The sequence below is a fragment of the Comamonas odontotermitis genome (assembly GCF_040396735.1).
GTDB classification, from domain to species: Bacteria; Pseudomonadota; Gammaproteobacteria; order Burkholderiales; family Burkholderiaceae_C; genus Comamonas; species Comamonas odontotermitis_C.
This window is the reverse complement of the sequence record NZ_JBEBNZ010000003.1, coordinates 319,816-345,538: the sequence shown is the minus strand read 5'-3', so window position 1 is coordinate 345,538 and position 25,723 is coordinate 319,816. Positions and strand designations below refer to the sequence as shown.

Annotated in this window: 23 protein-coding genes and 1 tRNA gene; 10 read left to right on the top strand and 14 right to left on the bottom strand. The window is 61.3% G+C overall.

From position 1 onward, the window contains the following. Positions 1–89 precede the first annotated feature (89 nt). A complete protein-coding gene (gene rpiA / locus ACH2DG_RS05615; protein ID WP_395024709.1) occupies positions 90–764 on the bottom strand; it encodes a ribose-5-phosphate isomerase RpiA in 675 nt (224 codons plus the stop codon). A gap of 54 nt (positions 765–818) precedes the next feature. Here rpiA and ACH2DG_RS05610 point away from each other — a divergent pair, with 54 nt between their 5' ends. Continuing rightward, positions 819–1,874, top strand: a complete 1,056-nt coding sequence (locus tag ACH2DG_RS05610; protein ID WP_395024707.1) for a quinone-dependent dihydroorotate dehydrogenase — start codon at positions 819–821, stop codon at positions 1,872–1,874. A gap of 293 nt (positions 1,875–2,167) precedes the next feature. Here ACH2DG_RS05610 and ACH2DG_RS05605 read toward each other — a convergent pair whose 3' ends face one another. Next, on the bottom strand, positions 2,168–3,652 hold the full coding sequence (locus tag ACH2DG_RS05605) for a PLP-dependent aminotransferase family protein (protein WP_395024706.1): 1,485 nt from the start codon (positions 3,650–3,652) through the stop codon (positions 2,168–2,170). Between the two features lie 105 nt (positions 3,653–3,757). On the opposite strand from ACH2DG_RS05605, the gene ACH2DG_RS05600 reads away from it, so the two are divergent. Beyond that, on the top strand, positions 3,758–4,378 hold the full coding sequence (locus ACH2DG_RS05600) for an FMN-binding negative transcriptional regulator (protein ID WP_395024704.1): 621 nt from the start codon (positions 3,758–3,760) through the stop codon (positions 4,376–4,378). 70 nt (positions 4,379–4,448) lie between these two features. Here the strand turns inward: ACH2DG_RS05600 and bioB are convergent, their stop codons facing one another. The 3 genes from bioB to ACH2DG_RS05585 all read right to left on the bottom strand — a co-directional run bounded on the left by bioB (position 4,449) and on the right by ACH2DG_RS05585 (position 6,991). Continuing rightward, the gene (gene bioB, locus ACH2DG_RS05595) at positions 4,449–5,489 is read right to left on the bottom strand and encodes a biotin synthase BioB (protein ID WP_395024703.1); all 1,041 of its coding nucleotides are present in this window, start codon (positions 5,487–5,489) and stop codon (positions 4,449–4,451) included. Positions 5,490–6,024: 535 nt separating this feature from the next. Continuing rightward, on the bottom strand, positions 6,025–6,429 hold the full coding sequence (locus tag ACH2DG_RS05590; protein ID WP_395024702.1) for a glyoxalase superfamily protein: 405 nt from the start codon (positions 6,427–6,429) through the stop codon (positions 6,025–6,027). Positions 6,430–6,523: 94 nt separating this feature from the next. After that, positions 6,524–6,991, bottom strand: a complete 468-nt coding sequence (locus ACH2DG_RS05585; RefSeq protein WP_395024701.1) for a VOC family protein — start codon at positions 6,989–6,991, stop codon at positions 6,524–6,526. Positions 6,992–7,657: 666 nt separating this feature from the next. Between ACH2DG_RS05585 and ACH2DG_RS05580 the strand changes: the two genes are divergently transcribed. Then, positions 7,658–10,240 (top strand): putative bifunctional diguanylate cyclase/phosphodiesterase, encoded by a 2,583-nt coding sequence (locus ACH2DG_RS05580; protein ID WP_395024700.1) that lies wholly within the window; start codon positions 7,658–7,660, stop codon positions 10,238–10,240. 85 nt (positions 10,241–10,325) lie between these two features. Here ACH2DG_RS05580 and ACH2DG_RS05575 read toward each other — a convergent pair whose 3' ends face one another. Together ACH2DG_RS05575 and ACH2DG_RS05570 are read right to left on the bottom strand one after the other, a co-directional pair. Continuing rightward, positions 10,326–12,812: a YgiQ family radical SAM protein gene (locus ACH2DG_RS05575; RefSeq protein ID WP_395024699.1), complete on the bottom strand. Its 2,487-nt coding sequence runs from the start codon at positions 12,810–12,812 to the stop codon at positions 10,326–10,328. 326 nt (positions 12,813–13,138) lie between these two features. Then, positions 13,139–13,321, bottom strand: coding sequence for a hypothetical protein (locus ACH2DG_RS05570; protein WP_395024698.1), 183 nt, complete (start codon positions 13,319–13,321; stop codon positions 13,139–13,141). 219 nt (positions 13,322–13,540) lie between these two features. Here ACH2DG_RS05570 and ACH2DG_RS05565 point away from each other — a divergent pair, with 219 nt between their 5' ends. The 4 genes from ACH2DG_RS05565 (at position 13,541) to ACH2DG_RS05550 (ending at position 17,128) form a co-directional block, all read left to right on the top strand. Beyond that, positions 13,541–14,140, top strand: a complete 600-nt coding sequence (locus ACH2DG_RS05565) for an IMPACT family protein (RefSeq protein WP_395024697.1) — start codon at positions 13,541–13,543, stop codon at positions 14,138–14,140. A gap of 158 nt (positions 14,141–14,298) precedes the next feature. Next, the gene (locus tag ACH2DG_RS05560; RefSeq protein WP_395024696.1) at positions 14,299–14,913 is read left to right on the top strand and encodes a GAF domain-containing protein; all 615 of its coding nucleotides are present in this window, start codon (positions 14,299–14,301) and stop codon (positions 14,911–14,913) included. A 423-nt stretch (positions 14,914–15,336) separates the two neighbouring features. Continuing rightward, a complete protein-coding gene (locus ACH2DG_RS05555) occupies positions 15,337–16,533 on the top strand; it encodes a serine hydrolase domain-containing protein (protein WP_395024720.1) in 1,197 nt (398 codons plus the stop codon). Positions 16,534–16,750: 217 nt separating this feature from the next. Then, positions 16,751–17,128, top strand: a complete 378-nt coding sequence (locus ACH2DG_RS05550) for a c-type cytochrome (protein ID WP_395024695.1) — start codon at positions 16,751–16,753, stop codon at positions 17,126–17,128. A gap of 100 nt (positions 17,129–17,228) precedes the next feature. On the opposite strand, the gene ACH2DG_RS05545 is transcribed toward ACH2DG_RS05550, so the two are convergent. Continuing rightward, the gene (locus ACH2DG_RS05545) at positions 17,229–17,738 is read right to left on the bottom strand and encodes a hypothetical protein (RefSeq protein WP_395024693.1); all 510 of its coding nucleotides are present in this window, start codon (positions 17,736–17,738) and stop codon (positions 17,229–17,231) included. A 50-nt stretch (positions 17,739–17,788) separates the two neighbouring features. Between ACH2DG_RS05545 and ACH2DG_RS05540 the strand changes: the two genes are divergently transcribed. Continuing rightward, positions 17,789–17,862: transfer RNA gene (locus tag ACH2DG_RS05540), tRNA-Gly, on the top strand. A gap of 55 nt (positions 17,863–17,917) precedes the next feature. On the opposite strand, the gene phbB is transcribed toward ACH2DG_RS05540, so the two are convergent. The 3 genes from phbB to ACH2DG_RS05525 form a co-directional block, all read right to left on the bottom strand. Next, entirely contained in the window at positions 17,918–18,655 is a 738-nt protein-coding gene (phbB, locus tag ACH2DG_RS05535; RefSeq protein WP_224148990.1) for an acetoacetyl-CoA reductase, read from the bottom strand. A 279-nt stretch (positions 18,656–18,934) separates the two neighbouring features. Next, positions 18,935–20,116 carry an acetyl-CoA C-acetyltransferase gene (locus ACH2DG_RS05530; protein ID WP_395024692.1) on the bottom strand — a complete coding sequence of 394 codons (1,182 nt, stop codon included), beginning with the start codon at positions 20,114–20,116 and terminating at the stop codon, positions 18,935–18,937. 215 nt (positions 20,117–20,331) lie between these two features. Next, positions 20,332–22,101: a PHA/PHB synthase family protein gene (locus ACH2DG_RS05525; protein ID WP_395024691.1), complete on the bottom strand. Its 1,770-nt coding sequence runs from the start codon at positions 22,099–22,101 to the stop codon at positions 20,332–20,334. Between the two features lie 111 nt (positions 22,102–22,212). Here ACH2DG_RS05525 and ACH2DG_RS05520 point away from each other — a divergent pair, with 111 nt between their 5' ends. Next, on the top strand, positions 22,213–22,476 hold the full coding sequence (locus ACH2DG_RS05520) for a hypothetical protein (protein ID WP_395024690.1): 264 nt from the start codon (positions 22,213–22,215) through the stop codon (positions 22,474–22,476). Positions 22,477–22,487: 11 nt separating this feature from the next. Here the strand turns inward: ACH2DG_RS05520 and ACH2DG_RS05515 are convergent, their stop codons facing one another. From ACH2DG_RS05515 to ACH2DG_RS05505, 3 genes are all read right to left on the bottom strand, one after another. Beyond that, entirely contained in the window at positions 22,488–23,939 is a 1,452-nt protein-coding gene (locus ACH2DG_RS05515; protein WP_395024689.1) for an MFS transporter, read from the bottom strand. A gap of 129 nt (positions 23,940–24,068) precedes the next feature. Then, complete coding sequence (locus ACH2DG_RS05510; protein ID WP_395024688.1) at positions 24,069–24,551, bottom strand: GNAT family N-acetyltransferase; 483 nt, start codon at positions 24,549–24,551, stop codon at positions 24,069–24,071. Between the two features lie 63 nt (positions 24,552–24,614). Continuing rightward, complete coding sequence (locus ACH2DG_RS05505) at positions 24,615–25,043, bottom strand: PaaI family thioesterase (protein ID WP_395024719.1); 429 nt, start codon at positions 25,041–25,043, stop codon at positions 24,615–24,617. Positions 25,044–25,254: 211 nt separating this feature from the next. Here ACH2DG_RS05505 and ACH2DG_RS05500 point away from each other — a divergent pair, with 211 nt between their 5' ends. Further along, positions 25,255–25,710, top strand: a complete 456-nt coding sequence (locus ACH2DG_RS05500; RefSeq protein ID WP_395024687.1) for a GNAT family N-acetyltransferase — start codon at positions 25,255–25,257, stop codon at positions 25,708–25,710. Positions 25,711–25,723: the final 13 nt, after the last annotated feature.

Genomic DNA, 25,723 nt, shown 5'->3' with positions numbered 1-25,723 from the left:
GCATCCGCCGGCTTGAATTACCGTCCCAGGTGTCAACCTAATCTAGGACGGGTCATTTGGCAGCGACAAGACAGCTGCCACAACAATCCTCAGGCAAACTCCAGCGTCTCCACGCCCTGCTCGGTGCCCAGCAGGCACACTGCAGCTTTCTGGTTGGCAAACACCCCGACGGTGATGACACCGGCCCACTGGTTCACTTCCGTCTCGAATGCCAGCGGGTCCGCAATCGCAAGACCCGTCACATCCAGGATATGCTGGCCGTTGTCAGTCACCAGCGGCTGGCCATCCTTCATGCGCAAGGTGGCGGTGCCCCCCTTGGCGGCAAAGTGGCGGGCAATCTGCGCGGCAGCCATGGGAATCACCTCTACCGGCAACGGGAACATGCCCAGCGTCTGCACGCGCTTGGATGCATCGGCAATGCAGACAAAGCGCTCGGCCAGCGAGGCGACGATCTTCTCGCGCGTAAGCGCCGCGCCGCCCCCCTTGACCATATAGCCCTGGTGATCGATTTCGTCCGCGCCGTCGATATAGACGGCAAGGTTGGTCACCTCGTTCGCATCGAACACCTGGATGCCCAGCGCCTGCAGGCGTTCGGTGCTGGCGACCGAGCTGGACACTGCGCCAGGAATCTGGTCCTTGATCGTGGCCAGGGCATCAATGAATTTGTTGACCGTGGAGCCGGTGCCCACGCCTACAATCTCGCCCGCCACCACGTATTGCAGGGCCGCGCGGCCGACTTCGGCCTTCAATTCGTCTTGAGTCATGTTGGTGCTGTCAGATCAGCGAAAATACAAACAATTGCGCAATTATCCCATCCCATGTCCCTGATCCCCTATTCCCTGTCCCGAGCCATCCTGTTTGGCATGCAGCCCGAGGCTGCGCACGACTTCACCATGGACATGCTGGCCAAAGGCCAGAACTCGCCCCTGGCCTGCGCCTGGCGCCAGGCGCGGGTGTCCGACCCGGTGACCCTGGCGGGCCTGAACTTCCCCAACCGCGTCGGCATGGCTGCGGGGCTGGACAAGAACGCACGCGCCATTGACGGGCTGGGCGCCATGGGATTCGGCTTTGTCGAAGTGGGCACGGTCACTCCGCTGGCCCAGCCGGGCAACCCCAAGCCGCGCATGTTCCGCATTCCCGAGCGTGACGCCCTCATCAACCGCCTGGGTTTCAACAACGGCGGCCTGGAGGCCTTTATCGCCAATGTGAAAAAGGCGCAATTCCGCAAGCAAGCCAACCCGCTGCTGCTGGGTCTGAACATCGGCAAGAATGCTGTGACCCCGATTGAGGAAGCTACGAGTGACTACCTCCAATGTCTGGACGCCGTCTACCCGCATGCCGACTACATCACGGTCAACATCAGCTCGCCCAACACCAAGAATCTGCGTGCGCTGCAAAGCGATGAAGCGCTCGATGCCCTGCTCTCAGCCCTGGTGACACGCCGTGCACAACTGGCGCGCGAGCATGGCAGGCACAAGCCGGTCTTCCTCAAGATCGCGCCCGACCTGACTGACGAGCAGGTCGCCGTCATCGCAGCCAGCCTCAAGGCCCATGGCATGGACGGCGTGATTGCCACCAATACCACCATCAGCCGCGATGCCGTGCAAGGCCTGCAGCATGCGGAAGAAACCGGTGGCCTCTCGGGCCGCCCGGTGTTCGAAGCGAGCAATGCCGTCATTCGCCAGTTGCGTGCAGCGCTGGGGCCACAGTTCCCGATCATCGGCGTGGGCGGTATTCTGAGCGGCGCCGACGCGGTCGCAAAGATCAAGGCCGGCGCCGATGTGGTGCAGATCTACACCGGGCTGATCTACAAGGGCCCGGCCCTGGTTCCCGAGATTGCGCAGGCGCTCAAGGCACAAGGCGGACGGGGCTAAGAACGTGTTTACGATCTCTACGCAGCCGCGTTGGAGTGCAATCGGGATGAGTTCGAAGCGATGGGCCGCAGCTTGCACCGGGGTGCAAGCAAGGGCCAGCGCGCAGAAATCGCCCGATTTCACCCCAACCCGGAGGGACAGCGATTTTGCGGGCGCCCGGCTAGGGGCGCCCGGCTAGGGGCGGTCTGCGTTGTTGCAAAACCTCGCAATAGCGGGGCTATTGCTGCGGTATTGCGCCTCGCAGTCCGCCCGGCTAGCCCACTGTCGCGGCGCGAGGAGATCGTAAGCACGTTCTAAGCCTGCTCCACCTCGCGCACCGCTTGTGCGAGGCGCTCCACCCCTTTCTCAATCACTTCGGGCTGCAGCAAGGCGTAACCCATCACCAGCCCGCAGGGCCGGGGCAGCGCCTGTTCCGGGGCCTGGGGGTGGAACAAGGGACTGAGCGGATGGACCCGCACGCCCCGCCGCTGCGCCGCAGCCACCAGGAGCGGCTCTGCGCTTGCCGGCAAGGAAGGCAACCACACCACCACATGCAGCCCGCTGGCAGCGCCTTGCACCTGCGCCTTCGCGCCCAGGTGGCGCTGTAAGGCCTGCAGGAGCGCCACCTGGCGTGCCTGCTGCAAGCGGCGCATGCGGCGTACGTGCCTGTCGTAGCTACCGTCTTCCAGCAGCAACGCCAGGGCACGCTGAACGCCAGTGGCAGCATGCCGATCGGTCACGCGCTTGGCCGCAGCGAAGGGCTCGACCAGTGCCGGTGGCAGCACCATGTAACCCAGCCGGAGTTGGGGTGAGAGCGTCTTCGAGAAGGTGCCCACATGGACCACGCAGCCATGCGTATCCAGCGACAGCAGCGTGGCTTCCGGACGCACGGCATAGCGGTACTCGCTGTCGTAATCGTCTTCGATGACCCAGGCCTTGCTGCGCCCCGCCCAATCCAGCAACTGGCGCCGCCGGCCAATGGGTAAAAAGCCTCCCAGCGGAAACTGGTGCGTAGGCGTCACATAGGCCAGTTTGGCATGGCCCAGGCGCTCCAGCCCATCGGTCATCGCGCCGTGTTCGTCAATGCCAAGAAAACGCAGCCGCGCGCCATAAGCCTCAAAGGCATGGTGCGCCATCCGGTAGCCCGGGTTCTCGACCACCACCGAGTCGCCCGGGTCCACCAGCAGACGTGCGCACAAGTCCAGGGCCTGCTGCGAGCCACTCACGATCACGATCTGCTCGGCACCGCAGGCCAGGCCCCGCGCACGGCTCAAATGGGCCTGCAAGGCCGTGCGTAACGCAATGCTGCCGCGCGGATTGTCATACTCCAGCCGGGTGCTGCGCTGGCGCTCGGCTGCACGCAGGGCCTTCATCCAGTCAAGGGTTGGAAAATCGCCACCCGACAAGGGGCCATAGACAAAGTCGATGTCTTGCGCGCCCTCTTTCGGGCTGTGCGTTGCCAGCCCGAGCGCGGCAATGCGCTGGCCAATGGCCGACAGCGGCCTTGTCGGTTGCGTGGGGATGACAGCCCCCCGCACCAACCGTGGCAAATTTACCGTCACAGCCGCGCCGCTCGCCACACGGCTGGCTGCCCCCGGCCGGGTTTCGATAAAACCATCGGCCGCCAGCTGCTCATACACCAGCGTGACCGTGGCGCGCGATAGCCCCCGTTCGGCCGCAAGCGCGCGGGTGGATGGCATGGTGGCACCCACGGCATAGGTGCCATCGGCCATCCGCGCCCGGATTTCTTCATACAGCGCCCGGCTCAATCCCAGACGCCGATGGTGCGAAGGCTTCATCAACTGGTATGGTAAATATTCGGAAAACTGGCTATTTTATGCATGCCACAAATGCGGCACAGTGGCGTTTGGCCGGTTCAGCCCGGCATTTTTTCAAAGAACACCATGTACCTCCCACCCGCTTTTGCCGAAACCGATGTTCAGGAACTCCATCGCATCATGCGAGAAAACGCCCTGGGCATGCTCGTCACCCAGACCGCCAACGGGCTGGAAGCCAACCACCTGCCGCTGCTCCTTGACGACAGCACGTTGATTGCCCACATTGCGCGCGCCAATCCGCTCTGGCGCGAGGTGCGCGACGGCGATGAGGTGCTGGTGGTGTTCCGTGGTGCGCAAGGCTATATCTCGCCGAACTGGTACCCCAGCAAGCACGAGACCCACCGGCGCGTCCCCACCTGGAATTACGAGGTGGTGCATGCCCATGGCACCATCCATGTACGCGACGAAGAAAAATTTGTGCGCCGCGTGGTGGGGCTGTTGACGCGTCAGCACGAAGCGGGCCAGCCCAAGCCCTGGAAGATGGCTGATGCCCCTGCCGATTTCCTGCAGGAGCAGTTGGGCCACATCGTGGGCATCGAGATCCGCATACAGCGCCTCGAGGCCAAACGCAAGCTCAACCAGCACCACGCAACACCCGACCGGAAAGGCGCCATTGCCGGGCTGGAGTCACAAGGCAACCATGCTTTGGCCCAGGCCATGCGAGGTACTGCCTTGCCACCGGAATAAACCGGTTCAAGACGGGTGCACGAGTTCACGCAAGACGCTGCGCCCGGGAAAGCTGCCAAGGGCCTTGGCGCTATGCAGGCACTTCGCTGCTGCGCGCGGCCATGCCCAGTTTGGCGAGCAGGCGCGCATCGGCATCCGCCTCCGGGTTGCCGGTCACCAACAGTTTGTCGCCGTAGAAGATGGAGTTGGCACCTGCCAGAAAGCACAGCGTCTGCACCGCTTCGCCCAATTGCTGGCGGCCTGCCGACAGGCGCACGCGGGCTTTGGGCATCAGAATGCGGGCAGCGGCAATCACCCGCACAAAGTCCAGAGGATCGACCGGATCGCTATCGGCCAGCGGCGTACCCGGCACACGCACGAGGCTGTTGATGGGCACCGATTCCGGATAAGGCTCCATATTGGCCAACTGGGCCAGCAGGCCTGCACGGTGCACCGGCGCCTCCCCCATGCCCACAATGCCGCCGCAGCAGACGTTGATTCCGGCCTCGCGCACCGCAGCCAGCGTGTCGAGCCGGTCCTGGTACTGGCGGCTGCTGACCACATCGCTGTAGTACTCTGGCGCGGTATCGAGGTTGTGGTTGTAGTAATCCAGCCCCGCCTCACGCAAGGCCTGCGCCTGGTGCGGGGCCAGCATGCCCAGGGTGGCGCAGCTTTGCAGGCCCAGGCCCTTGACGGCCGCAATCAGCTCGCCCACCTTCTCGATATCGCGGTCCTTGGGCGCGCGCCATGCGGCACCCATGCAAAAACGGGTAGCGCCTGCATCCTTGGCGGCCTGGGCTGCAGCAGTCACCTCGGCAACGCTCATCAGTTTCTCGGCCTTCACCCCGGTATCGAACTCCGCCGACTGCGGGCAGTAGCCGCAGTTTTCCGGACAACCTCCCGTCTTGACAGACAGCAAGGTCGCCAGCTCCATATCGCCTGCTGGCCAATGCGCACGATGCACCGTCTGTGCACGGTACATCAGCTCCGTAAATGGCAATTCCAGCAGTTCCTGCACGGCCTGCACAGGCCAGCGCTCTGTTGTGGCTGGTTGCGCCGGTTTTGCAGCGGGGTGCCAGTGCACGGCAGCGGTGGCAGGTGCCGCTCCGGAAAAATGAGATGGGCTGGACATGGGGCTCCTCAATCAAGGCCAAAGCCGATCTGGCCTGGCATGGAGTCCATTGTCTGCAGAAGCGGCGCCGATCCCAAGCGCATGACAAGCCCCGCGGGAAGCAGTTTTGGCAGATATCCAGATGCGGCATATTTGCCTGCAGATAGACGCCCATAGCCTGCACGAAGACCGCCAAATACAGCAAGCTGCGTCAACCGCCCTTCAATTTCCTGCAAATCACGGCAGTGCTGCGCCTGTACTGCGGTCCGTTACCGGCGATTTGGTGGCAATTGACGTGGTTTGCCCAAGCGAACCGGGCGCCGCTGGCTGAAATGCCGCAGAAGTGCTGCAGCAGCCGCAACAGGACTGGCAGGATTTGGGAGCTTTTAGCACGACGGTAATGCGTTCAATCCCGAGCGGCAGTTGAGGTTATTCCAGACCAAGCGCAAGAGAGCGCCGCGCAGGCCAGAAGTACGGCGCTTGAAGTGTCCACGGAGGTCGGCCCAGGATGTATTTCGTGGGCGGTGGTGGGTGGCGCGATCTGCGAGTATTTCCGCTAGGGCGAGGCCGGAGGCGCCTCATCCTGTAATTCTTCGAAGAACACGAGGCGATTGCCAAACGGGTCGGCAATGCGCAACTCCTGCATGCCCCAGGGCATGCGCTCCAACCCTGGCTTGGCGTTGCGGTAGTTTTTGGCCAGCAAAGCCTGCTGGAAAGCCGCCAGCCCCGGCCATTCAATGCGCACATTGGCGCCGGGGCTCGCGTCTCCATGGTGCTCGCTCAGGTGCAGAATGCAGACGCGGCCGTCCTGCCCCTTGAGGCTCACTTGCTGGTAGAGCGGAAAATCGTCGCCGAAGCGGTGCGTCCAGTCCTGCGAAAAGCCCAGGAACCCCTGGTAGAACTCGACGGCCTTGGCCTCGTCAAAACTGCGCAGCACGGGAATGATGGGGTTGCTCAGCATGAAAAAAACCTTGGTCCGCTATCGCTTTTGAGATGCTGGCGTGCCATGGACAAGCACCAGCGCATGACGGAGCAATGCTCCCTTTGCCTTCCGATCAGCCCAGTGCGGCAATCACCTCCGGGGGCGCTTGCACCAGCTCGATCAGCACCCCTTCACCGGCGATGGGAAACTCATCATTGCTCTTGGGGTGCAGGAAGGTGATGTCGTAGCCCGCAGCCCCCTTGCGGATGCCACCCGGTGCAAAACGCACACCATTGGCACCGAGCCATTCCACAGCGGCAGGCAAATCATCGATCCACAGCCCGATATGGTTGAGCGGCGTGGCGTGGACGGCAGGCTTTTTCTCGACGTCCATAGGCTGCATGATGTCCACTTCCACCTTCATCGCGCCTTTGCCCATGGCCAGGATGTCCTCATCCACATTCTCTCGCTCGCTCTGGAAGGTGCCGGTCTGCTCCAGCCCCAGCATATCGACCCAGAGCTTTTTCATGCGGCCCTTGTCAGTACCACCGATGGCAACCTGTTGAATCCCCAGAACCTTGAACGGACGCGCTTGTGACATGTGTATGTATCTCCTTAGAACGTGTTTACGATCTTCTCACGCCGCGACAGTGCTTTGCGGGATGGGATGCTAGGCGCAATACCGCAGCAATAGCCCCGCTATTGCGAGGATTTGCAACAACGCAGACCGCCCGCAAGGCCACTGTCCCTACGGGTTGGAGTGAAATCGGGCGATTTCTGCGCGCTGGCCCTTGCTTGCACCCCGGTGCAAGCTGCGGCCCAGCACTTCGAACTCATCCCGATTGCACTCCAACGCGGCTGCGTAGAGATCGTAAACACGTTCTCAAACAATCCACGGCACAACCCTTGGTTGCGCCGACGCCACCATTGTGCCAAGGCTTTGCTGTCACCTGGCGGACTGCGTATCCAGGAGCCCGTTCAAGACCCCACTCCCTGGGAGTCTCAGAGGAGATCCGCCGCAGGAATCGTCGGAAAATTGGGGCCGATCGGGTGCTGCTTTTTGTAAGAATCGAAAACCAATTACATTTATTGAAAAAATAGTAATAAGCTATCTATAGAATATTAGCCATCGGTTCCTGATATGGAGCCCGACTTGATTTGCAACCGTAGTATTTGAAAACATCCACTCCATGCAAGGCAAACCCACCTGTCAATGCTCTCAACGGGCCAAGCAACTGCTGGCCTGGTCATGGCGGTAGGTGAACCCATGGACTACTACGCCTCGCAACGCCCTTCTGCCTCAGGTACGGTTGCGAGCGGGGCTGCGGATCAGCGCTGGCAACGCAGCCTGAGAACCCTGCGCAGCATCTGGCCGTTCATTGCACTGGCCATTGTGCAGGCCACGCTTGCCGTCATCAGCCTGCAGATGCTCAGCGCACTGCGCTCGTTCAGCACCGGGGAAAGCCAGTGGAGCAAGGGCCAGAAGGACGCCATCTACGCACTGAGTCACTACGCCACCACAGGCGATGCCAGTGCCTATGGCCAGTTCCAGAAAGGGCTGCGCATTCCCATGAGCGACATGCAGGCCCGCAAGCTGATCGAAGCACGGGGCAGCGAAGCCGAAATCCAGGCGGCGCTGCTGCTCAAGGAAGGCCGCAATGAGCTTGCAGAGATCAAGGAGCTGTTCTGGCTGACCGGTTACTTCAAGAACACCGAGCTTGTGGCCCCGCTCCTGGAGAAATGGCAAGCCAGCGACGGCGCCCTGATGGAACTCCAGTCTCTTGGCAACCTGATCCATGCCAGTTTGCAGATCGGCCCTCCCACACTTACCCTGCAACGGGGCTGGCTTGCCCAGCTCAATACCCTGCAGTCCCAGCTCTCCACCCTGGAGCAGGACTTTTCCAACGCCCTGAATACGTCTGCCCGCAAGCTCAAGGCAAGCCTGCTGTGGCTCAATATCGGAGGCGCCCTGCTCATGCTGGTGCTGCTGATGTGGCACACCAGCCGCCTCAAGCGCGATACCGAGCAGGTGGAAAACACCCTGGACATGGTGAGCCAGCGCGCCACCACTACCTTGGCAGCCATTGGCGATGCCGTCATCACCACCAATGCGGCAGGCGATGTGCTCTATATGAACAAGGCCGCCGAACAGTTGCTGGGGGCCAGCCTTCACCAGCTTTTCCTGCGCAACCTCGCAGAGCGCATGCGCACCCCGCCGGCAGACCTCGAAAATTACCTGGTTCAGGATGCCATCCTGGACGCCTTGAGCGGCAAAGCGTTGGTGAATGAAGCCATCTTCACCATCTACGACAGCCACCGTCGGGCGCGGCAGGTGAAAATGGCCTACACCCCCATCGGCACGCACACCGGCACTGTCGAAGCAGTGTTCGTATTCCATGATGTGAGCCAGGAGCAGACCTTCATCCGCGAGCTGGCTTGGCAGGCGACGCACGACCAGCTGACCGGTCTTGTCAACCGTTATGAATTCGAGCGACGCCTGGGGTTGGTGCTGGCCCAGCCGCACCGGCCGGATGGCCCGGCTGGTGCCATCATGTATCTGGATCTCGACCAGTTCAAGGTTATCAACGACACTGGCGGCCATTCTGCGGGCGACGCCATGCTGCGTGCCATCAGCACCATGCTGCAGCATGGCCTGCGGGCTGAAGACACCCTGGCCCGCGTTGGCGGCGATGAATTTGCCGTCCTGCTGGAGAACTGCCCCTTCGATCTGGCCAGGGAGCTGGCCGAGCAGATCCGGGACGCCGCCCAGCATCTGCGCATCCAGTGGGGCGAGCGCAGCCTCAGCTCCAGCATCAGCATTGGCCTGGTCAAGCTCTGCGCTCCCCTGGATTCTGTGGAGGAAGTCTTCCGCGTAGCCGACATGGCCTGCTTCGGCGCCAAGCAGCGTGGCCGCAACGTGGTGTATGCCTACGACCCGGCCGTAGACCAGGAAATTGCCCGCTATGTGGGCGAAATGGAATGGGTGGAGCGCATCAAGACCGCGCTGGAGAGTGACCAATTCATCCTGCATGCCCAACCGATCCACGCCTTGAACAGCAGCGCCGAAGCGGCTGCCGGCCATGGCCTGCATGTGGAAGTGCAGATACGCATGCGCATGCCCGACGGCAGCGTGATCAGTCCTATCCACTTCATTCCCGCTGCTGAGCGCTACGGTCTGATGCCGCTGGTGGACCGCTGGGTGGTCAACAAATCGCTGGAAACCCTGGCTGCCATGCAGAAGGCGTGGCATGTGATGCCCATCTCGTGCTGCGCCATCAATCTCTCGGGGACAACCCTGGGCGACGAAAAGCTGCTGGACTTTCTGCGCCACCAGATCGAGCTGCACGGCATCAACCCGCGCATTCTGTGCTTTGAAATCACCGAGACAGCAGCCATCACCCATCTGCCCAACGCGATCCGCTTGGTCAAATCGCTCAAGGACATGGGCTGCAAGTTCTCGATGGATGATTTCGGCGCGGGGGTCTCGTCCTTCGCGTCCCTGAAGAACCTGCCGGTCGATTTTCTGAAGATCGACGGCGCCATTGTGGCCGACATGCAGCGCGAGCCCGCGCACCGCGCGATGGTGGAAGCCATCAACCACCTGGGCCATGCACTGGGCATGAAGACCATTGCCGAATTTGCAGCCACGCCCGAAATCGTGGAGATGCTGCGCGACATGGGCGTGGACTATGCCCAAGGCTATGCCACCGGTGCGCCCAAGCCTTTCCCGGGGGTGAATGCATCCCCCGCCGCCAATGAAACCGCTGCAGTGGCATCTTCCGCCACCAGCACCAGACTCGGCAGCCCTGCGCCAAACCTGCCGCTCTCCATTGCCCGCGGGCTCATCTAGGGGCGGCAGCTGGCTTCGATGTCGCCCACGTAAAAAAGCCCGATGCAATCGGGCTTTTTCTTTGCGTTTGTGGTGCAGCGGGTGGTCAGCCAGGTCTGCGCGCCTTGCCAGGCTTGCCCGCCTTGCCGCTGACCTTGACACCTGCACGCGGCGGCAAGCCCGTGTGCTGCGTCAGCATCTGGCCCGCCTTGGGCTGCTGCGCAGAACGGAACCGGACGTCGCCCTTGGGCTCTTGCTGGACCTGCGGGCGGCGGGGCGCCAGGGCAACCGCCTTGCCATCCTTGTTCACGGTGTAGCCCAGCCCGCCGCCACCGGACTTGACCGACGTGCTGTTCTTCTTGCGCGCACTCTGGTAGCTGCCATCGACCAGCGGCTGGAAGGTGGGAATCAGGTGTTGCTTGCCATTGCCGATCAGGTCGGCGCGGCCCATGGCCTTGAGCGCATCGCGCAGCACCGGCCAGTTGTTCGGGTCGTGGTAGCGCAAAAACGCCTTGTGCAGCCGGCGGCGCTTCTCGCCGCGCACGATGTCCACCGACTCCTCATCCGCGTCGCGCATCTGGCGCCGCACCTTGGTGAGCGTGTTGCGGCCGCTGTGGTACATGGCCGTGGCGGTGGCCATGGGGCTGGGATAGAAGGTCTGCACCTGGTCGGCACGGAAGCCATTCTTCTTGAGCCAGACCGCCAGATTCATCATGTCCTCGTCGCTGGTGCCCGGATGGGCTGCAATGAAGTACGGAATCAGGTACTGCTTCTTGCCCGCTTCTTCGCTGAACTTCTCGAACAATTGCTTGAAGCGGTCGTAGCTGCCGATGCCAGGCTTCATCATCTTGGACAGCGGCCCAGTCTCGGTGTGCTCGGGTGCAATCTTCAGGTAACCGCCCACATGGTGCTGCACCAACTCCTTCACGTACTCGGGCGACTTCACGGCCAGGTCGTAGCGCAGGCCCGATCCAATCAGGATCTTCTTGATGCCGGGCAACTTGCGTGCGCGGCGGTAGATCTTGATGAGCGGCGCGTGGTCGGTGTGCAGGTTCTGGCAGATGCCGGGAAAGACACAGCTGGGCTTGCGGCAGGCCGCTTCAATTTCTGGGCTCTTGCAACCCAGGCGGTACATATTGGCCGTGGGCCCCCCCAGGTCGGAAATGGTGCCGGTAAAGCCCTTGACCTTGTCGCGGATGTCTTCGACCTCCTGGATGATCGAATCCTCGGAGCGGCTCTGGATGATGCGGCCCTCATGTTCGGTAATCGAGCAGAAGGTGCAGCCGCCAAAGCAGCCGCGCATGATGTTGACCGAGGTGCGGATCATCTCCCAGGCGGGAATCTTGGTCTCGCCCTCATGGCTGCCCTGTGCGTCAGCGTAGCTGGGGTGCGGGTTGCGTGCGTACGGCAGGCCAAAAACCCAGTCCATTTCGGCAGTGGTGAGCGGAATGGGAGGCGGGTTCAGCCACACATCGCGGGCTGTCGCACCCTCGCCGTGTGCCTGCACCAGCGCGCGGGCATTGCCGGGGTTGGTCTCCAGGTGCAGCACGCGGTTGGCATGGGCGTAAAGAATCGGGTCGGCCTTGACCTGCTCATAACTGGGCAGGCGCAGCACCGTCTTGTCGCGTGGTGGCTGCTTGCCCTTGGCGCGCAGCGAGAGGTTGGGGATAAACTGAATGGGCTGGACGGCAGGCCCTGCATCGGCCTTCTTGAGGCCACCGGCATTGATGGCCTCTGCGCCCATTGCTCCTGAATCAGGAGCACTTTCCTTCGAGCAGGTCTGCCCCTGGGCTTCGGCCTGCTCGCTGGTGGTCATATAGGGGTTGATGTGGGGTTCCACCACGCCAGGCTCGTCCACAATGGACGAATCCACCTCATACCAGCCCTCTTCCGATGCGCGGCGGAAGAACGCAGTGCCACGCACATCGGTGATGCTCTCCACAGGCTCGCGCGCCGCAATGCGGTGTGCCACCTCGACCAGGGCCCGCTCGGCGTTGCCGTAGAGCAGAATGTCGCACTTGCTGTCCACCACGATGGAGCGGCGCACCTTGTCGCTCCAGTAGTCGTAGTGGGCAATGCGGCGCAGGCTGCCTTCAATGCCCCCCAGCATAATGGGAACGTCCTTGTAGGCTTCGCGGCAGCGCTGGCTGTAGACGATGGCAGCACGGTCGGGGCGCTTGCCGCCCACGTCGCCCGGCGTATAGGCGTCGTCCGAGCGGATCTTGCGGTCCGCCGTGTAGCGGTTGATCATCGAATCCATGTTGCCGGCCGTCACGCCCCAGAACAGGTTGGGCTTGCCCAGGGCCTTGAAGGCCTCGGCACTGTGCCAATCCGGCTGGGCAATGATGCCCACCCGAAAGCCCTGCGCTTCCAGCACACGGCCGATCACCGACATGCCAAAGCTCGGGTGATCGACATAGGCATCGCCCGTGACCAGAATGATGTCACAGCTGTCCCAGCCCAGCTGATCCATTTCTGCGCGGCTCATGGGCAGGAACGGAGCAGTGCCAAAACGCTTGGCCCAGTATGGCTTGTAGCTGGTCAGCGGCTTGGCGGCACGTTCAAAAAAAGAGACGTCAATGGGGGCAGTCATGGGGCAACAGTCAGGGTAAAGCGCGCTCTGGCTCGGGCAGGCCATAGCAGCAACAGGCCCGATATTTTAGGAAAATAGCCCGTAGCGCGCTTTCATACGGGTATTGTTGCTATTAGTTTTATAGTTTTCGCAACATGCAGCGCAGGCGGCCAACAGCGAAAGCCCCCATACAGATATTGCGCTGCATCAATGTGTCTCACATTGTCGCATGTTTGACTCAGATTACAAAAACCAAGGGCAGCCTGCGCTGCCCTATTTCCATCAGTCAGTGAACCGTGGCCCTGCCTGGCATCCACCCAGCTCCAGGCCGGGAAGATGCCCGGTGTTCACCACTCGCCGCATTCACGCACACGCTGCGCCAGGTCCACATAGCCGTCGTCATCGTTGGCGCTGGGATGTGCCGGCAAGGCGGCCACGAGTTCGGTTGCATAGGCAGGCAGCTCCATGTCTGCTCTACCAAAGCCATGGTTGTTCAAGGCGTCCAAGTTGGTTTGCAGTTGGTGTTGCATATGTGCTCCCGAAAAAGATCTGTGTGAGTAAAAAAGGCTGAAGTTGATAAAAAAAGAATCGAGGTAGACTCGCGCCTTGCCTCGTTGTCCCTGTTTGCCTGATGCAGTGCGCCGTCTCTGATGCACCCCGTCATTGAAACAATGGTATGTGTCTAACGCATGACGTTGCTGTCTCGTTGACGCCAACATGTTGTAAGCAAACATCTCTTTTCTCGTCCGATGCCCTACACCCTGGCGCAAGCCGTCCATAGCGACCTGCTGATCAAGAAAAGCCGATTCATTGGCTGCGTGCAGCCCGTTGCAGACCGTGCCCAGGCCCAGACCATCGTGCAACGCCTGCGCGCCGAACACCCCGCAGCCAACCATGTATGCTGGGCCTTGCTGGCGGGGGGCCAATCGGCAGCGGTGGACGACGGCGAACCCAGTGGTACCGCCGGCCGGCCCATGCTCGATGTGCTGCGCCACCAGCAGCTTGAAGGCGCGCTGGCCACCGTGGTGCGGTACTTTGGCGGCGTCAAGCTCGGAGCTGGCGGCCTGGTGCGCGCCTATACCGATGCCATCGCCCAAGCGCTCTTACAGGCCGAAAAGGTGGAGCGCCAGGCCATGGCCTGTCTGCAATGCAGCATTCCGTACGCACTGGAAGGCACGTTGCGCCGCGAAATTGCGCAAGCCCAGGCCCAACTGCTTGCCATCGAGCACGCAAGCCAGGTTGTAGCCACCATTGAACTGCCAGCCAGTGCCGCCCCGGCGTTCATTGATCGCATGAACGATCTGGCCCAGGGGCGCATTGGCTGGATCGACATACCCGACCTGCCTTAGGGAATCTCTACAAAGCGCGTTGCTCATCGGGCTGTAACGACTGCTAAAACATTTCCGCTGGCGCAGCTGGCCAAACATACCTATTTTTATGTTTAAGATTCGTATCATCAATTCAAAAAAGCTGCGCTTCCGCGCATCGTTTTTGGCAGGAGTGATCGATGGCAATTCATTTGTGGGACTATGCGCCGGACGCCTTGGAAGTGGCGATGAGCGAACTTTTGGTGGCAACCGCCGATGATGCGGATACGCTGATTGACCAGAACGTGAAAGAGGTGCTGCATGGCCTGCGCGAGCACCTGAACATGGATGTGATCTTTGTCTCCGAAATCCGTGACGGCAAACGCATGTTCAAGTACGTCAACCACAAGCCCGACCGTGCGCTGATCGAAACTGGAGGCGGCTCCTCGCTGGAAGAATCCTTTTGCCAATGCGTGCTCGATGGCCGCCTGCCCCGCCTGGTACACGACGCTGCGCACCACGCCGAGCAAGCCCGCCTGCCTTCAACTCCATTCCGGGTCGGCGCGCACCTGAGCACGCCCATCGTGCTGAGCGATGGCCAGGTTTACGGTACGCTGTGCTGCTTCAGCACCGAGCCCGACCCCAGCCTGCGGGAGCAGGATCTGCAAAAGCTCGAATGCATCGCCAAATACACGGCCAAGCGCATCGACGTCCGCCGCAACCTGGAGCGCGAAGCTGAAAGCGGGCAGTGGAAGCTCCAGCCGCTGGAAGACAACCGGCCCACCCTCCCCAGGCCACGCACGACGCGGCCCTGACGGCCGGTGGATGCACCCCATGGACATCCGTCTGGAACCTGACAAGAGTCGCATTGCCGCCACAAAGCCCGAAAGACCGGGCCGGGCAGATCACAGTTATTGACGTGGTTCCCCGCTGCAATGGCTCAGCGGAGGAGAATGGGCCATGCTTTGAGTATTTGCCAGCTGCCTGAGCACCAGTGTTCTGGTCGGTGACACACTCCCTGCACGATGCAGCGAACCCGCCTCACCCGAGCTGTTCAGGCTTCAACGATTTGATACGCCCCATGGAACCCGGACATGACACCTCACCAATGGCTGAATCGCATCGCAAGCCTGATTGCCGCATCCATTTTGCTTGCCAGTCCTGTACACGCGGCGGACAAGCCGCCGCACCAGCAGTACCCAGATGCCGCGGCCAGCGACCCTGTCAAGCTGGGATGGATGGTAGGCTCCCCACCCCCTGCAGATCGCATTCTGCGGTTCGACGATGGCTCGTATTTCCGCTTTCCCGCCATGCGCTGGAGTGTCTCGCACTTTCGAGAACTGATGCCCACAGTGAACGTCTCGCGTGGTCTGGGTCCCGCGACGTCACTATCGCGGGCATTGCGCGAAGACATCGACGGGCTGGAGTTCAAGCGCCTTGATACCGGCGAGAAAATGACCTGGAGCGAATCGCTGCAAGCCAACTACACCGATGGCATCGTGGTGCTGCACCAAGGGCGCATCGTCTATGAGCGCTATTTTGGCGCCCTCCAGCCAGATGGCCAGCATGGGGCCATGTCAGTAACAAAATCTTTTGTGGGAACACTGGCTGCCATGCTCGTTGCCGAGGGACGGCTGGATCCAGCGCGCAAGGCGGCGCAATATGTACCGGAGCTCGCCTCTTCGGCTTTTGGCAGTGCTACCGTGCGCCAGATCATGGACATGACCACTGGCATCCAGTTCAGCGAAGATTACGCAGACCCCAACGCTGAGGTCTGGGCCCATGCGGCGGCCGGCAATCCGCTACCCAAACCCAAGGACTTTACCGGTCCGCGCACCTACTACGAATTCCTGAAAACAGTGAAGCCGCAAGGCTTGCACGGCGAAGCATTCGGCTACCGCACGGCCAATACCGATGCCCTTGGCTGGATCATTGCGCGGGTTACCGGCCAGTCCGTAGCACAGCTATTGGCAGACCGCATCTGGAGCCAGCTGGGTGCAGAGCAAGACGCCTATATGTCCGTCGACTCCATCGGAACGCCATTTGCAGGCGGCGGCCTCAATACAGGCCTGCGCGACCTCGCCCGCTTTGGTGAAATGATTCGCAACAATGGCTTCTACAACGGCAGGCAGATCGTCCCGGCAGCAGCAATCGACGACATTCGCAAAGGCGGAAAGCCCTCCGACTTCGCGAAAGCCGGCTACCAACTCCTCCATGGCTGGACCTACCGCAACATGTGGTGGATCACGCACAACGAGCACGGCGCTTTTGCCGCGCGCGGCGTACATGGTCAAACCATCTATGTCGACCCCCAGGCAGAAATGGTCATCGCCCGGTATGGATCACACCCCGTCGCCGGAAATGCGGCCAACGATCCCACGTCCCTGCCTGCATTCCATGCACTCGCACTGCATTTGATGGCACCTTCGCGCTGACAAATTCCCCACCTCTGCCGGCAAAGACTGCCGACACGGCCACCTGGTGATGAAGGCCTAAATCAACGGTGAAAGATTGCAGCAGATGCTGGGGTTCCCACCCCGATAAGGCTGTAAATTCCACCATCCCCAACAAATAGAACTTCTCCGTGCCGCCGTGGCACAGGGGAAGCTCTTTCCAGACACATCATCGGCTCATCAACAAATTGGCATAAAAATGAAAAAATTTCTCATTGCCTCACTTGCCTTGTTCTCTCTGGTTCGACCAACTCCATCGCTCGCCGACAACGTCAATGGGAAAACCATATACCTTCAGCGCTGCGCCATGTGCCACGGTACCGATTTGAAAGGAACAGGCGCGCTGGCCAGGAAAAGCACGCCTCCAACCCCTGACCTGACAACCCCTGCGTTCAAAAAACGGCTCAACGACTACCCCGGCGTCATTGTTTCATCCGTGGTGCTTCGCCCCAATGGCGATTTGATCCCTAGAACATTGCAGGAGAACGGAGTGAAGCTCGCGCCGTTCAATTGGAGAAACAAGGACCTTCGCGATCTGCATCAATACATGAGCGGAGAGATTTCAAGAAGCCGCTGACTTGCATGCCGCATCACATCTGCCCCGAGCCTCGCTTTTCCATTGTGCCGGGTCGGCTGTGAAGATTTTGCCCGCGCGCGCCTGAACCTCGCCTAGGCGCCTACGCTTCGCCAGAATCAGATGGCATTCCGTCCACACCAAAGGCCACGCCAAGCTGTTCCAGCTTCGCACGCGCCTCATGGTGCACCACGCCGCGTTTGCTGGTGTCCTTTTCCAGCAACCGAAAAAGAGTGTGCTTGCCAACATTGGTATTGCGGATCACTTCCACACGCACACCCCAGAACTTGTCATTGGCGAAGCGGTCCAGAATGTCTGCATCGGCATCCGGATTCATCGCTGCAGTGGCCCGAATGGCCTGGTTAGGATCAGTCAGAAACGGCTCCAGCTCTGCAGTGTTTGCTGCACCACATGCGGCGATGTAACGCTTTTGCTCTGCGGCCTTCTGCTCAGGTGTCTTTTTTGCCATCGGTTTCTCCGAGAAATGGAATTTTCTGCCCTCAGAACTGCTCTTGCAGCAGAGCATAAGCCTGTAAAAGCCTACGCCGTCGGAATGGCCAACAGGTCGCCGCCCCACTTTCAGCAACTTCGCCGCTCGCGGATCGAATTGCAATGTAGAATCTTCCCCGCATGCCGTGATGTCGCTATTGAAGGCATGCAGACGCGGGTGTCGTTCAATGGTAGGACTCTTGCTTCCCAAGCAAATAACGTGGGTTCGATTCCCATCACCCGCTCCAGAATTAAAAACAAAAACGCGCCGAATGGCGCGTTTTTCATTGCTTGCGAAGAAGTTTAGTGGGTATGCAGGCCGCCGTTCACCGAGAACTCGGCGCCCGTGGCATAGCCGCCATCTTCCGACGCCAGCCAGGCAATGATGGCTGCAATTTCCTGGGGCTCGCCCAGCCGCTTCATGGGAATGGTGCCAACGATCTTTTCCAGTACATCGGGACGGATGGCCTTGACCATGTCGGTGCCGATATAGCCCGGGCTGACGGTGTTGACCGTGACGCCCTTGCCTGCCAGCTCCTGCGCCAGCGCCATTGAGAAGCCGTGCATCCCGGCCTTGGCAGCCGAGTAGTTGGTCTGCCCGGCCTGCCCCTTGGCGCCATTGACCGAGCTGATATTGACGATGCGGCCCCAGCCCTTTTCCACCATGTCGGCAACGACCTGCTTGGTCACGTTGAACATGGAGTTCAGGTTGGTTTCAATCACCGCCTGCCAGTCATCGGGCGTCATCTTGATGAACATGCGGTCGCGGGTGATACCGGCGTTGTTCACCAGCACATCGACTGTGCCGTGCTCCGCCTTGGTCTTGGCAAACGCCTCAACCGTGGACTCCCAGCTGCCGACATTGCCGACCGATGCGTAGAAGGTGTAACCCAGCGCCTTTTGCTCGTCCAGCCACTTCTGGAAATCACGCGTGGGGCCACAGCCCGCAATCACCTTGAATCCGTCTTTGTGCAAGCGTTGGCAAATGGCCGTTCCAATGCCTCCCATACCGCCGGTTACATAGGCCACTTTTTGACTCATTCATATCTCCTTGGTATTGCGTGGTTTGATAGCGCACTACCACTTTAACCAAGAAACAAGGCCCCGAAACCCTCGTTTACGCCAAGCGCTCAGAATCTCCGTCTGGCGCCATTTTTTGGGGTGAATGTCATGCGCAAACAACAAAAACGCGCTCCTTGGAGCGCGCTTTTTTTCCTTTGAATTCGAGCCATTTTGAAGGCTATCGATATGCAGGCCTCGATTGCAGAAAGTCACAAAGCTGCCATGGATGCATGACAGCTCTGGATGCGCCGTGTTCGCTTATACGCGTTCCACAGCCAGGGCCACGCCCATGCCGCCGCCAATGCACAGACCGGCAATGCCGCGCTTGGAGCCGCGGCGCTTCATCTCGTGCAGCAAGGTCACGAGAATCCGCGCGCCCGACGCACCAATGGGGTGACCGATGGCGATGGCGCCGCCATTGACGTTGACCTTGCTCGTGTCCAAGCCCAGTTCCTGGTTCACGGCGCAGGCCTGGGCCGCAAAGGCTTCATTGAGTTCGAACAGATCGACCTCGCCCTCTTTCCAGCCGGTCTTGGCCAGCACCTTGCGCACGGCGTGCATCGGGCCCATGCCCATGATCTTGGGATCGAGCCCCACGGTTGCAAAGCTTGCAATGCGCGCCAGCGGCTCTGCGCCCAGTTCCTTGGCCTTCTTGGCGCTGGCCACCACCAGTGCAGCAGCACCGTCGTTCAGGCCCGATGCATTGCCAGCGGTGACCGAACCAGCCTTGTCGAAGGCTGGCTTGAGGCTCGCAAGTGCATCTCCATTGGTCTTGCGGTTGATGTATTCGTCAGCCTTGAACTCGATGGGGTCGCCCTTGCGCTGCGGGATGGCGACCGTGACGATTTCTTCTGCAAAGTTGCCGGCGTCCTGCGCAGCCGCTGCCTTTTGCTGGCTGGCCAGTGCAAAGGCATCCTGCTTTTCACGGTCGATGTGGAATTCCTTGGCCACGTTCTCGGCGGTGATGCCCATGTGGTACTGGTTGTACACGTCCCACAGGCCATCGACGATCATGGTGTCGGTCATTTTCCAGTCGCCCATGCGCTGGCCGTCACGCGATCCATTCAATACGTGGGGTGACAGGCTCATGTTTTCCTGGCCACCAGCCACCACCACATCGGCATCGCCATTGCTGATGGCCTGTGCAGCCAGCATGACGGACTTGAGGCCCGAGCCACACACGGCGTTGATGGTCAGCGCAGGCGTCTTCTTGTCCACGCCTGCCTTGATCATCGCCTGGCGCGCCGGGTTCTGTCCCACGCCAGCAGCCAACACCTGGCCCATGATGACCTCATCCACCTGGTCTGCACCCACCTTGGCGCGCGCCAGTGCTTCCTTGATCACCGTCGCGCCCAGGTCCGTTGCAGGCACCTTGGCCAGCGAGCCACCGAACTTGCCGACTGCCGTACGCACGGCCGAAATGATGACGATGTCTTCCATGGTTCTTCCTTTAAAAATTGGCGCTGGCGCCTGTCATATTTAGCTTTTCAGCTATCAAATCCGATACTCGCTGTTGCAGCCTGCCTGCAGGAGCACCCACATTATTGCATTGCAGCATACCCACCTTCCAGCGGCCCTCGCACCCGCATGCGGATGACCCGCTACCCTGCGCAGACCAGCCCCAAGGGGGCGCTTGCGGGCCCGCCGTGTGGCGATCACGCCCGGGCCTTGACATAGCTGCCCGGCGCAGGCTCCAGCGCCTTGTAGGCGGTGCGTGCCTTACCGTAGGTCTTGGGCGCGGGCACTTTTTTGCCGCCGCTTTTGGCAAGCCAGTCCATCCAGTCCGTCCACCAGCTGCCGGGCAGCTCGTCCGCCCCCTGCAGCCATGCATCGATGCCTGCGGGAAACTTGCCGTCCTCACGCAACCAGTGGCTGCGCTTTTTCTTGGCAGGCGGGTTGATGACACCGGCAATGTGGCCGGAGGCGCCCATCACAAAGCGCTTCTTCCCGCCCAACACCTGGGTGCTGGCGTAGGCCGCGCCAATCGGTACGATATGGTCTTCACGCGATCCATAGATATAGATCGGCATGTTGATCTTGCTCACATCGAGCGGCTCCCCGCACACAGTAAGCGCACCAGGTTGTACCAGCTTGTTCTCCAGGTAGAAGTTGCGCAGGTACCATGCGTAGTAAGGGCCAGGCAGGTTGGTGGAGTCGCTGTTCCAGTACAGCAGGTCAAACGGCGGCGGGGTTTCGCCCTTGAGGTAGTTGCCCACCACGTAGTTCCACACCAGATCGACGGGCCGCAGAAAGCTGAAGGTCGATGCCAGATCCTGCCCGGCCATCAGGCCGCCCTTGCCCATGGTCAGTTCGCGGAACTTGACGAAGTTCTCGTCGATGAACACGTCGAGCACGCCGGTATCGGAAAAATCCACCAGGGTGGTAAGCAAGGTGGCGCTGGCCACCGATTTGTCACCCCGCGCCGCCAGCACCGCCAGGCCGTTGACGAGCATGGTGCCGCCCACGCAAAAGCCCAGCGCATTGATCTGCGCCTGGCCGGAGATGTCCTTGACCACCTCGATGGCCTTGATGACGGCATCGCCGATATAGTCGTCCCAGGTCTTGTTGCCCAGGCTCTCGTCGGGGTTGCGCCAGCTCACCACAAAGGTGCGGTGGCCGTTTTCCACCGAATGGCGGATCAGCGAGTTCTCCGGCTGCAGGTCGAGGATGTAGTACTTGTTGATGCACGGCGGCACAAACAGCATGGGGCGCTCGTACACCTGGGTGGTCAGCGCCTTGTACTCGATCAGCTGGAACAGCTCGTTCTCGAACACCACCGCACCCTCGCTGGTAGCCACATTCCGGCCCACCTCGAACTGCGATTCATCGGTCATCGACACATGGCCCTGGCGCATGTCGGCCAGCATGTTCTGGATGCCCTGGGCAATGCTCTGGCCTTTGGTGTCGATTGCTTTTTGCTGGGCTTCGGCGTTCAGCGCCAGAAAATTGCTGGGCGCCGTTGCCGCCACCCACTGCTCCACGCCGAAACGGATACGGGCGCGGGTCTTTTCGTCACCCTGGACGGCATCAACCATGTCCATCAAGGCCTTGGCATTGAGGGCGTAGCTCGCAGCTGTCAGTGCGGCCATCGGGTTGTGCTGCCAGGCATCGCCTGCAAAACGCCGGTCTTTGGGTACCGGCACCACGCCCTTGGCGCTTTCAGTCCACAGCGCTATGGCGTCCTTGGCGTATTGCTCCTGAATGGCCCGCAGCTTGTCGGCATCCAGGCTGACGGGCGCGCCGCCAGCCTGCGGCTGGGCCAGGCCGTTGAAGAGGCCCGTGGGCGCGCCCATGGCGTTCATGGCAGGCATCCCCTTTTGCAGGCCCTGCAGCGCCTGCGTCCACATCTGCCCGTATTGCTGGCCCAGCTGTGACAGCTGCGCCATCTGATCACTTCCCGGTCCCCAAAACTGCTCTTGCGTCATCGCTGTCTCCCTGGTTGGCCGTGTGCCCATGAAATGAATTTCGACACCATCTTAGGCCCAAAATCCGCCTCCCAAGCCCCGACACGCGCCTACTTCGGGTAAATTCCGAGCATGTATCTGCTTTTGATTGGCTGGCTCTATGTAGTGCTGATGATGGCCGTCGTTGAGGCCGTCAGCCCGCAAGGCTCCGTGCTGGGCGCCGTGATCACACTGCTGCTCTATGGCGCGCTGCCCATCAGCATCCTGATGTATATCGGCGGCACACCTGCGCGCCGCAGGGCCCGCCGCCTGGCGGAACAGGCGCAGCTAGAAGAGGACGCGCGGCAAGCAGCTCAGGATTCACCACCCTCGCTCATCCACCCCCCCAGGGAGTGATCCGCCTCGCACTAGTGCGCTGCCTTGTGCTTGAGGCGCAGGCTGCTGAACACCGCCGACATGGCCGCAAATGCAGCGGCCATGTACAGTGCCACCGTTGTGCCCATGCCGCTGGTCACAGGCCAGAGGGTGAAGATGATGGCCACCAGCACCGCTCCCAGCGATTGCCCCGTGAGCCGCGCGGTGCCGAGCATGCCGCTGGCCGCTCCGGCACGCGCCAGCGGCGCCGAGGTGACGATGGTGTGGTTGTTGGGCGACTGGAACAGGCCGAAACCCAGGCCGCACAGCGCCATGCGCCAGCCGATGTTCAGGTCACCCGGGTCGGCAGGCAGCAAGGCCAGGCTGAGCAAGCCGAGGGCCAGAATGGCCATGCCGATCCCGCCCAGCAGGCCGTCTTCCACCTTGCCGATGAGCTTGCCCGCCACTGGGGCCACCAGCACGATGGCAGCCGACCATGCCGTCATCAGCATGCCGGCGGCAAAATGGCTGCGGCCCAGCGCATCGAGCAGCATGAATGGCAGCGCAATGAATGAGAGCATCTGCGCGCTGAATGCGCCAATCGACGCCCCCATGGACAGTGCAAACACGGGAATGCGCAGCAGATCGAGCGGCAGTAGCGGCAAGCTGAGTTTTTTCTGCCTCAGCACATACCAGGTGCCCAGCACCAGACCCAGTCCCAGCATGGCCCAGCCGGTACTGGCCTGTCCCGCTGCGGCTGTGGCATCGTGCCGCGCGCCGATGCGCTCCGCTCCCAGGAACACCAGCGAGAACATGGCAAAGTTCAGCACCACATCCACCGGCGTGAGCCGTGCGTGAGGCGCGGCCAGCAATTGCGGCGGGTTGTGCGGCAAGGCCTTGCGCCCCAGCCACAAGGTCAGCAGCCCCAACGGAACGTTGATGGCAAACAGCCACGGCCAGCTGGCAATCGACAGAATCAATGCCGCCACCCCCGGCCCGGCAACGGACGACACTGCCACTACCAGCGAATTGAGCGCCATGCCCTTGCCCAGCCTGGAAGCCGGGTACGTCAGCCTCACCAGCGCCGCGTTCACCGCCATCACCCCTGCCGCACCCATGCCCTGCAGGCCGCGTGCTGCAATCAGCAGCCACAGCGACTGCGCCAGCATGGCAACGGCCGATGCGATGGTGAAGCACAGCAAGCCAATGAGATATACCTTGCGGTAGCCGATGCGCTCACCCAGCGCCGCCAACGGCAGCAGCAAGCCCAGCGTGCCCAACTGGTAGGCATTGACGATCCAGATCGCCTCCGAGGGCTGGGCATTGAGCTGCCTGGCCACCGTGGGCAGGGCCAGATTCATGATCGAGCCATCGAGCACGGCCACAATCAGGCCCAGCACGATCACCAACATCGCGAGGCGCCGCTCGGGCATGGGAAGGCCGTCCCTCATGGCTGGAGCCGGTGCCTGTACCAAGACCGTATCGGGTGTCAGAGACTTATCCATGGCTGGCTCGATTTGCTATGAAAATATGAGCTACTGCGCATAACTGGCGAGCGCCAGCAGCCGATTCGTACCTCAGGCATGCAATCTCCCACTCGCGTGTGGCGGATGGATATGCATGCACTGCAGCCATCATGCACCCTGGCCCCGGTACAACATGGTCAGGTGCGGAATGCCGTCTTCCAGGTATGGCTGCGACACCACCTCGAAGCCGCAGCCTTCGTAGAAGGTCTGCAGATAGGCCTGCGCCCCGATGCGGATCGGTGACCCTGGCCAGCGCTGCTCCACCTCGGCCATCGCGTGGCGCATCAGCTCCCAGCCAGCCCCCGTGCCGCGCACGGCTGCCATGGCCAGCACACGGCCAATGGATGGCTCCTCGTACGCCTTCCCTGGCGGCAGTATGCGTGCGTACGATTGCAGCACGCCTGCCCCATCACGGCCCAGCAGGTGCCAGGCGCTCTGGTCTTTGTAATCCAGGTCCTGAAAGGCCACTTGCTCGGCAATGAACACCTGGCAGCGCACGTGCAGCACGTCATACAGGTCGCCCAGGCTCAGTTGGTCAAAGGAGAGACAGGTCCAGTTCAACCGATCGACAGGAGAAGAAGGCTTGGGCATGGTGTCTGTGATTCGAACAAGGGTGGAGTGCTGCAGGCTGCTGGCAACGAAAGCGGTAGGTGTTCAATCGGTCTTGATCTGCTTCTTGGCAGCCTGCAGGGATTGCACGACCTCCGGCATCACATATTTGAAAGTGCCAGTGGCGTGGCAGCACAGCTTGCCCGCCTCGTCATACAGCCAGCCTTCACAGAAAGCCATGGTCTTGGTGCGCGAGAGCAGCTTGCCCTTGGCCACCAGCGGGCCCTTGGCTGTGGCCAGGAAGCTGGTTTTCATCTCGATGGTGACGGCGCCACTGCCTGCAATCGCGCTGCGCGCCGCGTGGGCCATGGTCACATCCAGCAACGTCATCGATGCGCCGCCGTGCGTCACATCAAAGCTGTTGAGGTGCTCGGGGCGCGCGTGGTAGTGCAACTCGCTCTCGCCATCGGCCCATTTGTGCAAGCTAAAGCCCAGGTGGCTGACAAAGGGGATTTCAACTTCAAAGGGCAGCACGGCGGGCTCCAGCATGAGAACGTAGAACGCAAGGACAAAACAACAAAGGCCGCACGGCGACGGGCGGCCCATGCAGCAAGCATAACCGCTCGAGGGCTCCATTAAGGGGAAACCCTGACGTCTAGGTGACAGCGCCCTGTCCGGCCTCTATAGCAGCCGCGAACCCGTTACAGTCCGAGGCCCTACACGCAAATTCAGCGAGCCGCACACCATGTCCCTTCAGATCCGCCCCCTGGCACCTACCGACTATCTGGGCTGGAAGCCGCTTTGGGATGGCTACAACGCCTTCTATGGCCGCGAAGACGAGACCGCCCTGCCAGATGCCGTCACCCAAAACACCTGGCAGGGCTTTCACAATCCCGTAGTACCGATGTTTGCGCTGGTGGCGGAGTCCGAGGGGCGGCTGCTGGGCCTCACGCACTACCTGTTCCACGTGAGCACTTCACGCCTGCAGCCGGTGTGCTACCTGCAGGATCTGTTCACCCTGCCCGCCTGCCGAGGGCAAGGCATTGGCAAGGCGCTGATCGAGGCCGTGTACAGCGAGGCCCGCCGCGCGGGTGCCTGCCGCGTTTACTGGCAGACCCAGCACCACAACACAGCCGGGCGCGCCCTGTACGACAAGGTGGCACAGCACAAGGGGTTCATCGTATACAGCCACGAGCTGTGAAAAGTTTGATCCC

Excerpts from the sequence above, each read along its gene's own strand:
- ACH2DG_RS05520 (WP_395024690.1), top strand. The coding sequence starts at position 22,213 with ATGTATCTGCTTTTGATTGGCTGGCTCTATGTAGTGCTGATGATGGCC.
- ACH2DG_RS05600 (WP_395024704.1), top strand. The coding sequence starts at position 3,758 with ATGTACCTCCCACCCGCTTTTGCCGAAACCGATGTTCAGGAACTCCAT.
- ACH2DG_RS05530 (WP_395024692.1), bottom strand. The coding sequence starts at position 20,116 with ATGGAAGACATCGTCATCATTTCGGCCGTGCGTACGGCAGTCGGCAAG.
- ACH2DG_RS05585 (WP_395024701.1), bottom strand. The coding sequence starts at position 6,991 with ATGTCACAAGCGCGTCCGTTCAAGGTTCTGGGGATTCAACAGGTTGCC.
- ACH2DG_RS05550 (WP_395024695.1), top strand. The coding sequence starts at position 16,751 with ATGAAAAAATTTCTCATTGCCTCACTTGCCTTGTTCTCTCTGGTTCGA.
- ACH2DG_RS05570 (WP_395024698.1), bottom strand. The coding sequence starts at position 13,321 with ATGCAACACCAACTGCAAACCAACTTGGACGCCTTGAACAACCATGGC.
- ACH2DG_RS05605 (WP_395024706.1), bottom strand. The coding sequence starts at position 3,652 with ATGAAGCCTTCGCACCATCGGCGTCTGGGATTGAGCCGGGCGCTGTAT.
- ACH2DG_RS05500 (WP_395024687.1), top strand. The coding sequence starts at position 25,255 with ATGTCCCTTCAGATCCGCCCCCTGGCACCTACCGACTATCTGGGCTGG.
- ACH2DG_RS05590 (WP_395024702.1), bottom strand. The coding sequence starts at position 6,429 with ATGCTGAGCAACCCCATCATTCCCGTGCTGCGCAGTTTTGACGAGGCC.
- ACH2DG_RS05555 (WP_395024720.1), top strand. The coding sequence starts at position 15,337 with ATGGTAGGCTCCCCACCCCCTGCAGATCGCATTCTGCGGTTCGACGAT.
- ACH2DG_RS05560 (WP_395024696.1), top strand. The coding sequence starts at position 14,299 with ATGGCAATTCATTTGTGGGACTATGCGCCGGACGCCTTGGAAGTGGCG.
- ACH2DG_RS05580 (WP_395024700.1), top strand. The coding sequence starts at position 7,658 with ATGGACTACTACGCCTCGCAACGCCCTTCTGCCTCAGGTACGGTTGCG.
- ACH2DG_RS05525 (WP_395024691.1), bottom strand. The coding sequence starts at position 22,101 with ATGACGCAAGAGCAGTTTTGGGGACCGGGAAGTGATCAGATGGCGCAG.
- bioB (WP_395024703.1), bottom strand. The coding sequence starts at position 5,489 with ATGTCCAGCCCATCTCATTTTTCCGGAGCGGCACCTGCCACCGCTGCC.
- phbB (WP_224148990.1), bottom strand. The coding sequence starts at position 18,655 with ATGAGTCAAAAAGTGGCCTATGTAACCGGCGGTATGGGAGGCATTGGA.
- ACH2DG_RS05515 (WP_395024689.1), bottom strand. The coding sequence starts at position 23,939 with ATGGATAAGTCTCTGACACCCGATACGGTCTTGGTACAGGCACCGGCT.
- ACH2DG_RS05565 (WP_395024697.1), top strand. The coding sequence starts at position 13,541 with ATGCCCTACACCCTGGCGCAAGCCGTCCATAGCGACCTGCTGATCAAG.
- ACH2DG_RS05510 (WP_395024688.1), bottom strand. The coding sequence starts at position 24,551 with ATGCCCAAGCCTTCTTCTCCTGTCGATCGGTTGAACTGGACCTGTCTC.
- ACH2DG_RS05575 (WP_395024699.1), bottom strand. The coding sequence starts at position 12,812 with ATGACTGCCCCCATTGACGTCTCTTTTTTTGAACGTGCCGCCAAGCCG.
- ACH2DG_RS05610 (WP_395024707.1), top strand. The coding sequence starts at position 819 with ATGTCCCTGATCCCCTATTCCCTGTCCCGAGCCATCCTGTTTGGCATG.
- rpiA (WP_395024709.1), bottom strand. The coding sequence starts at position 764 with ATGACTCAAGACGAATTGAAGGCCGAAGTCGGCCGCGCGGCCCTGCAA.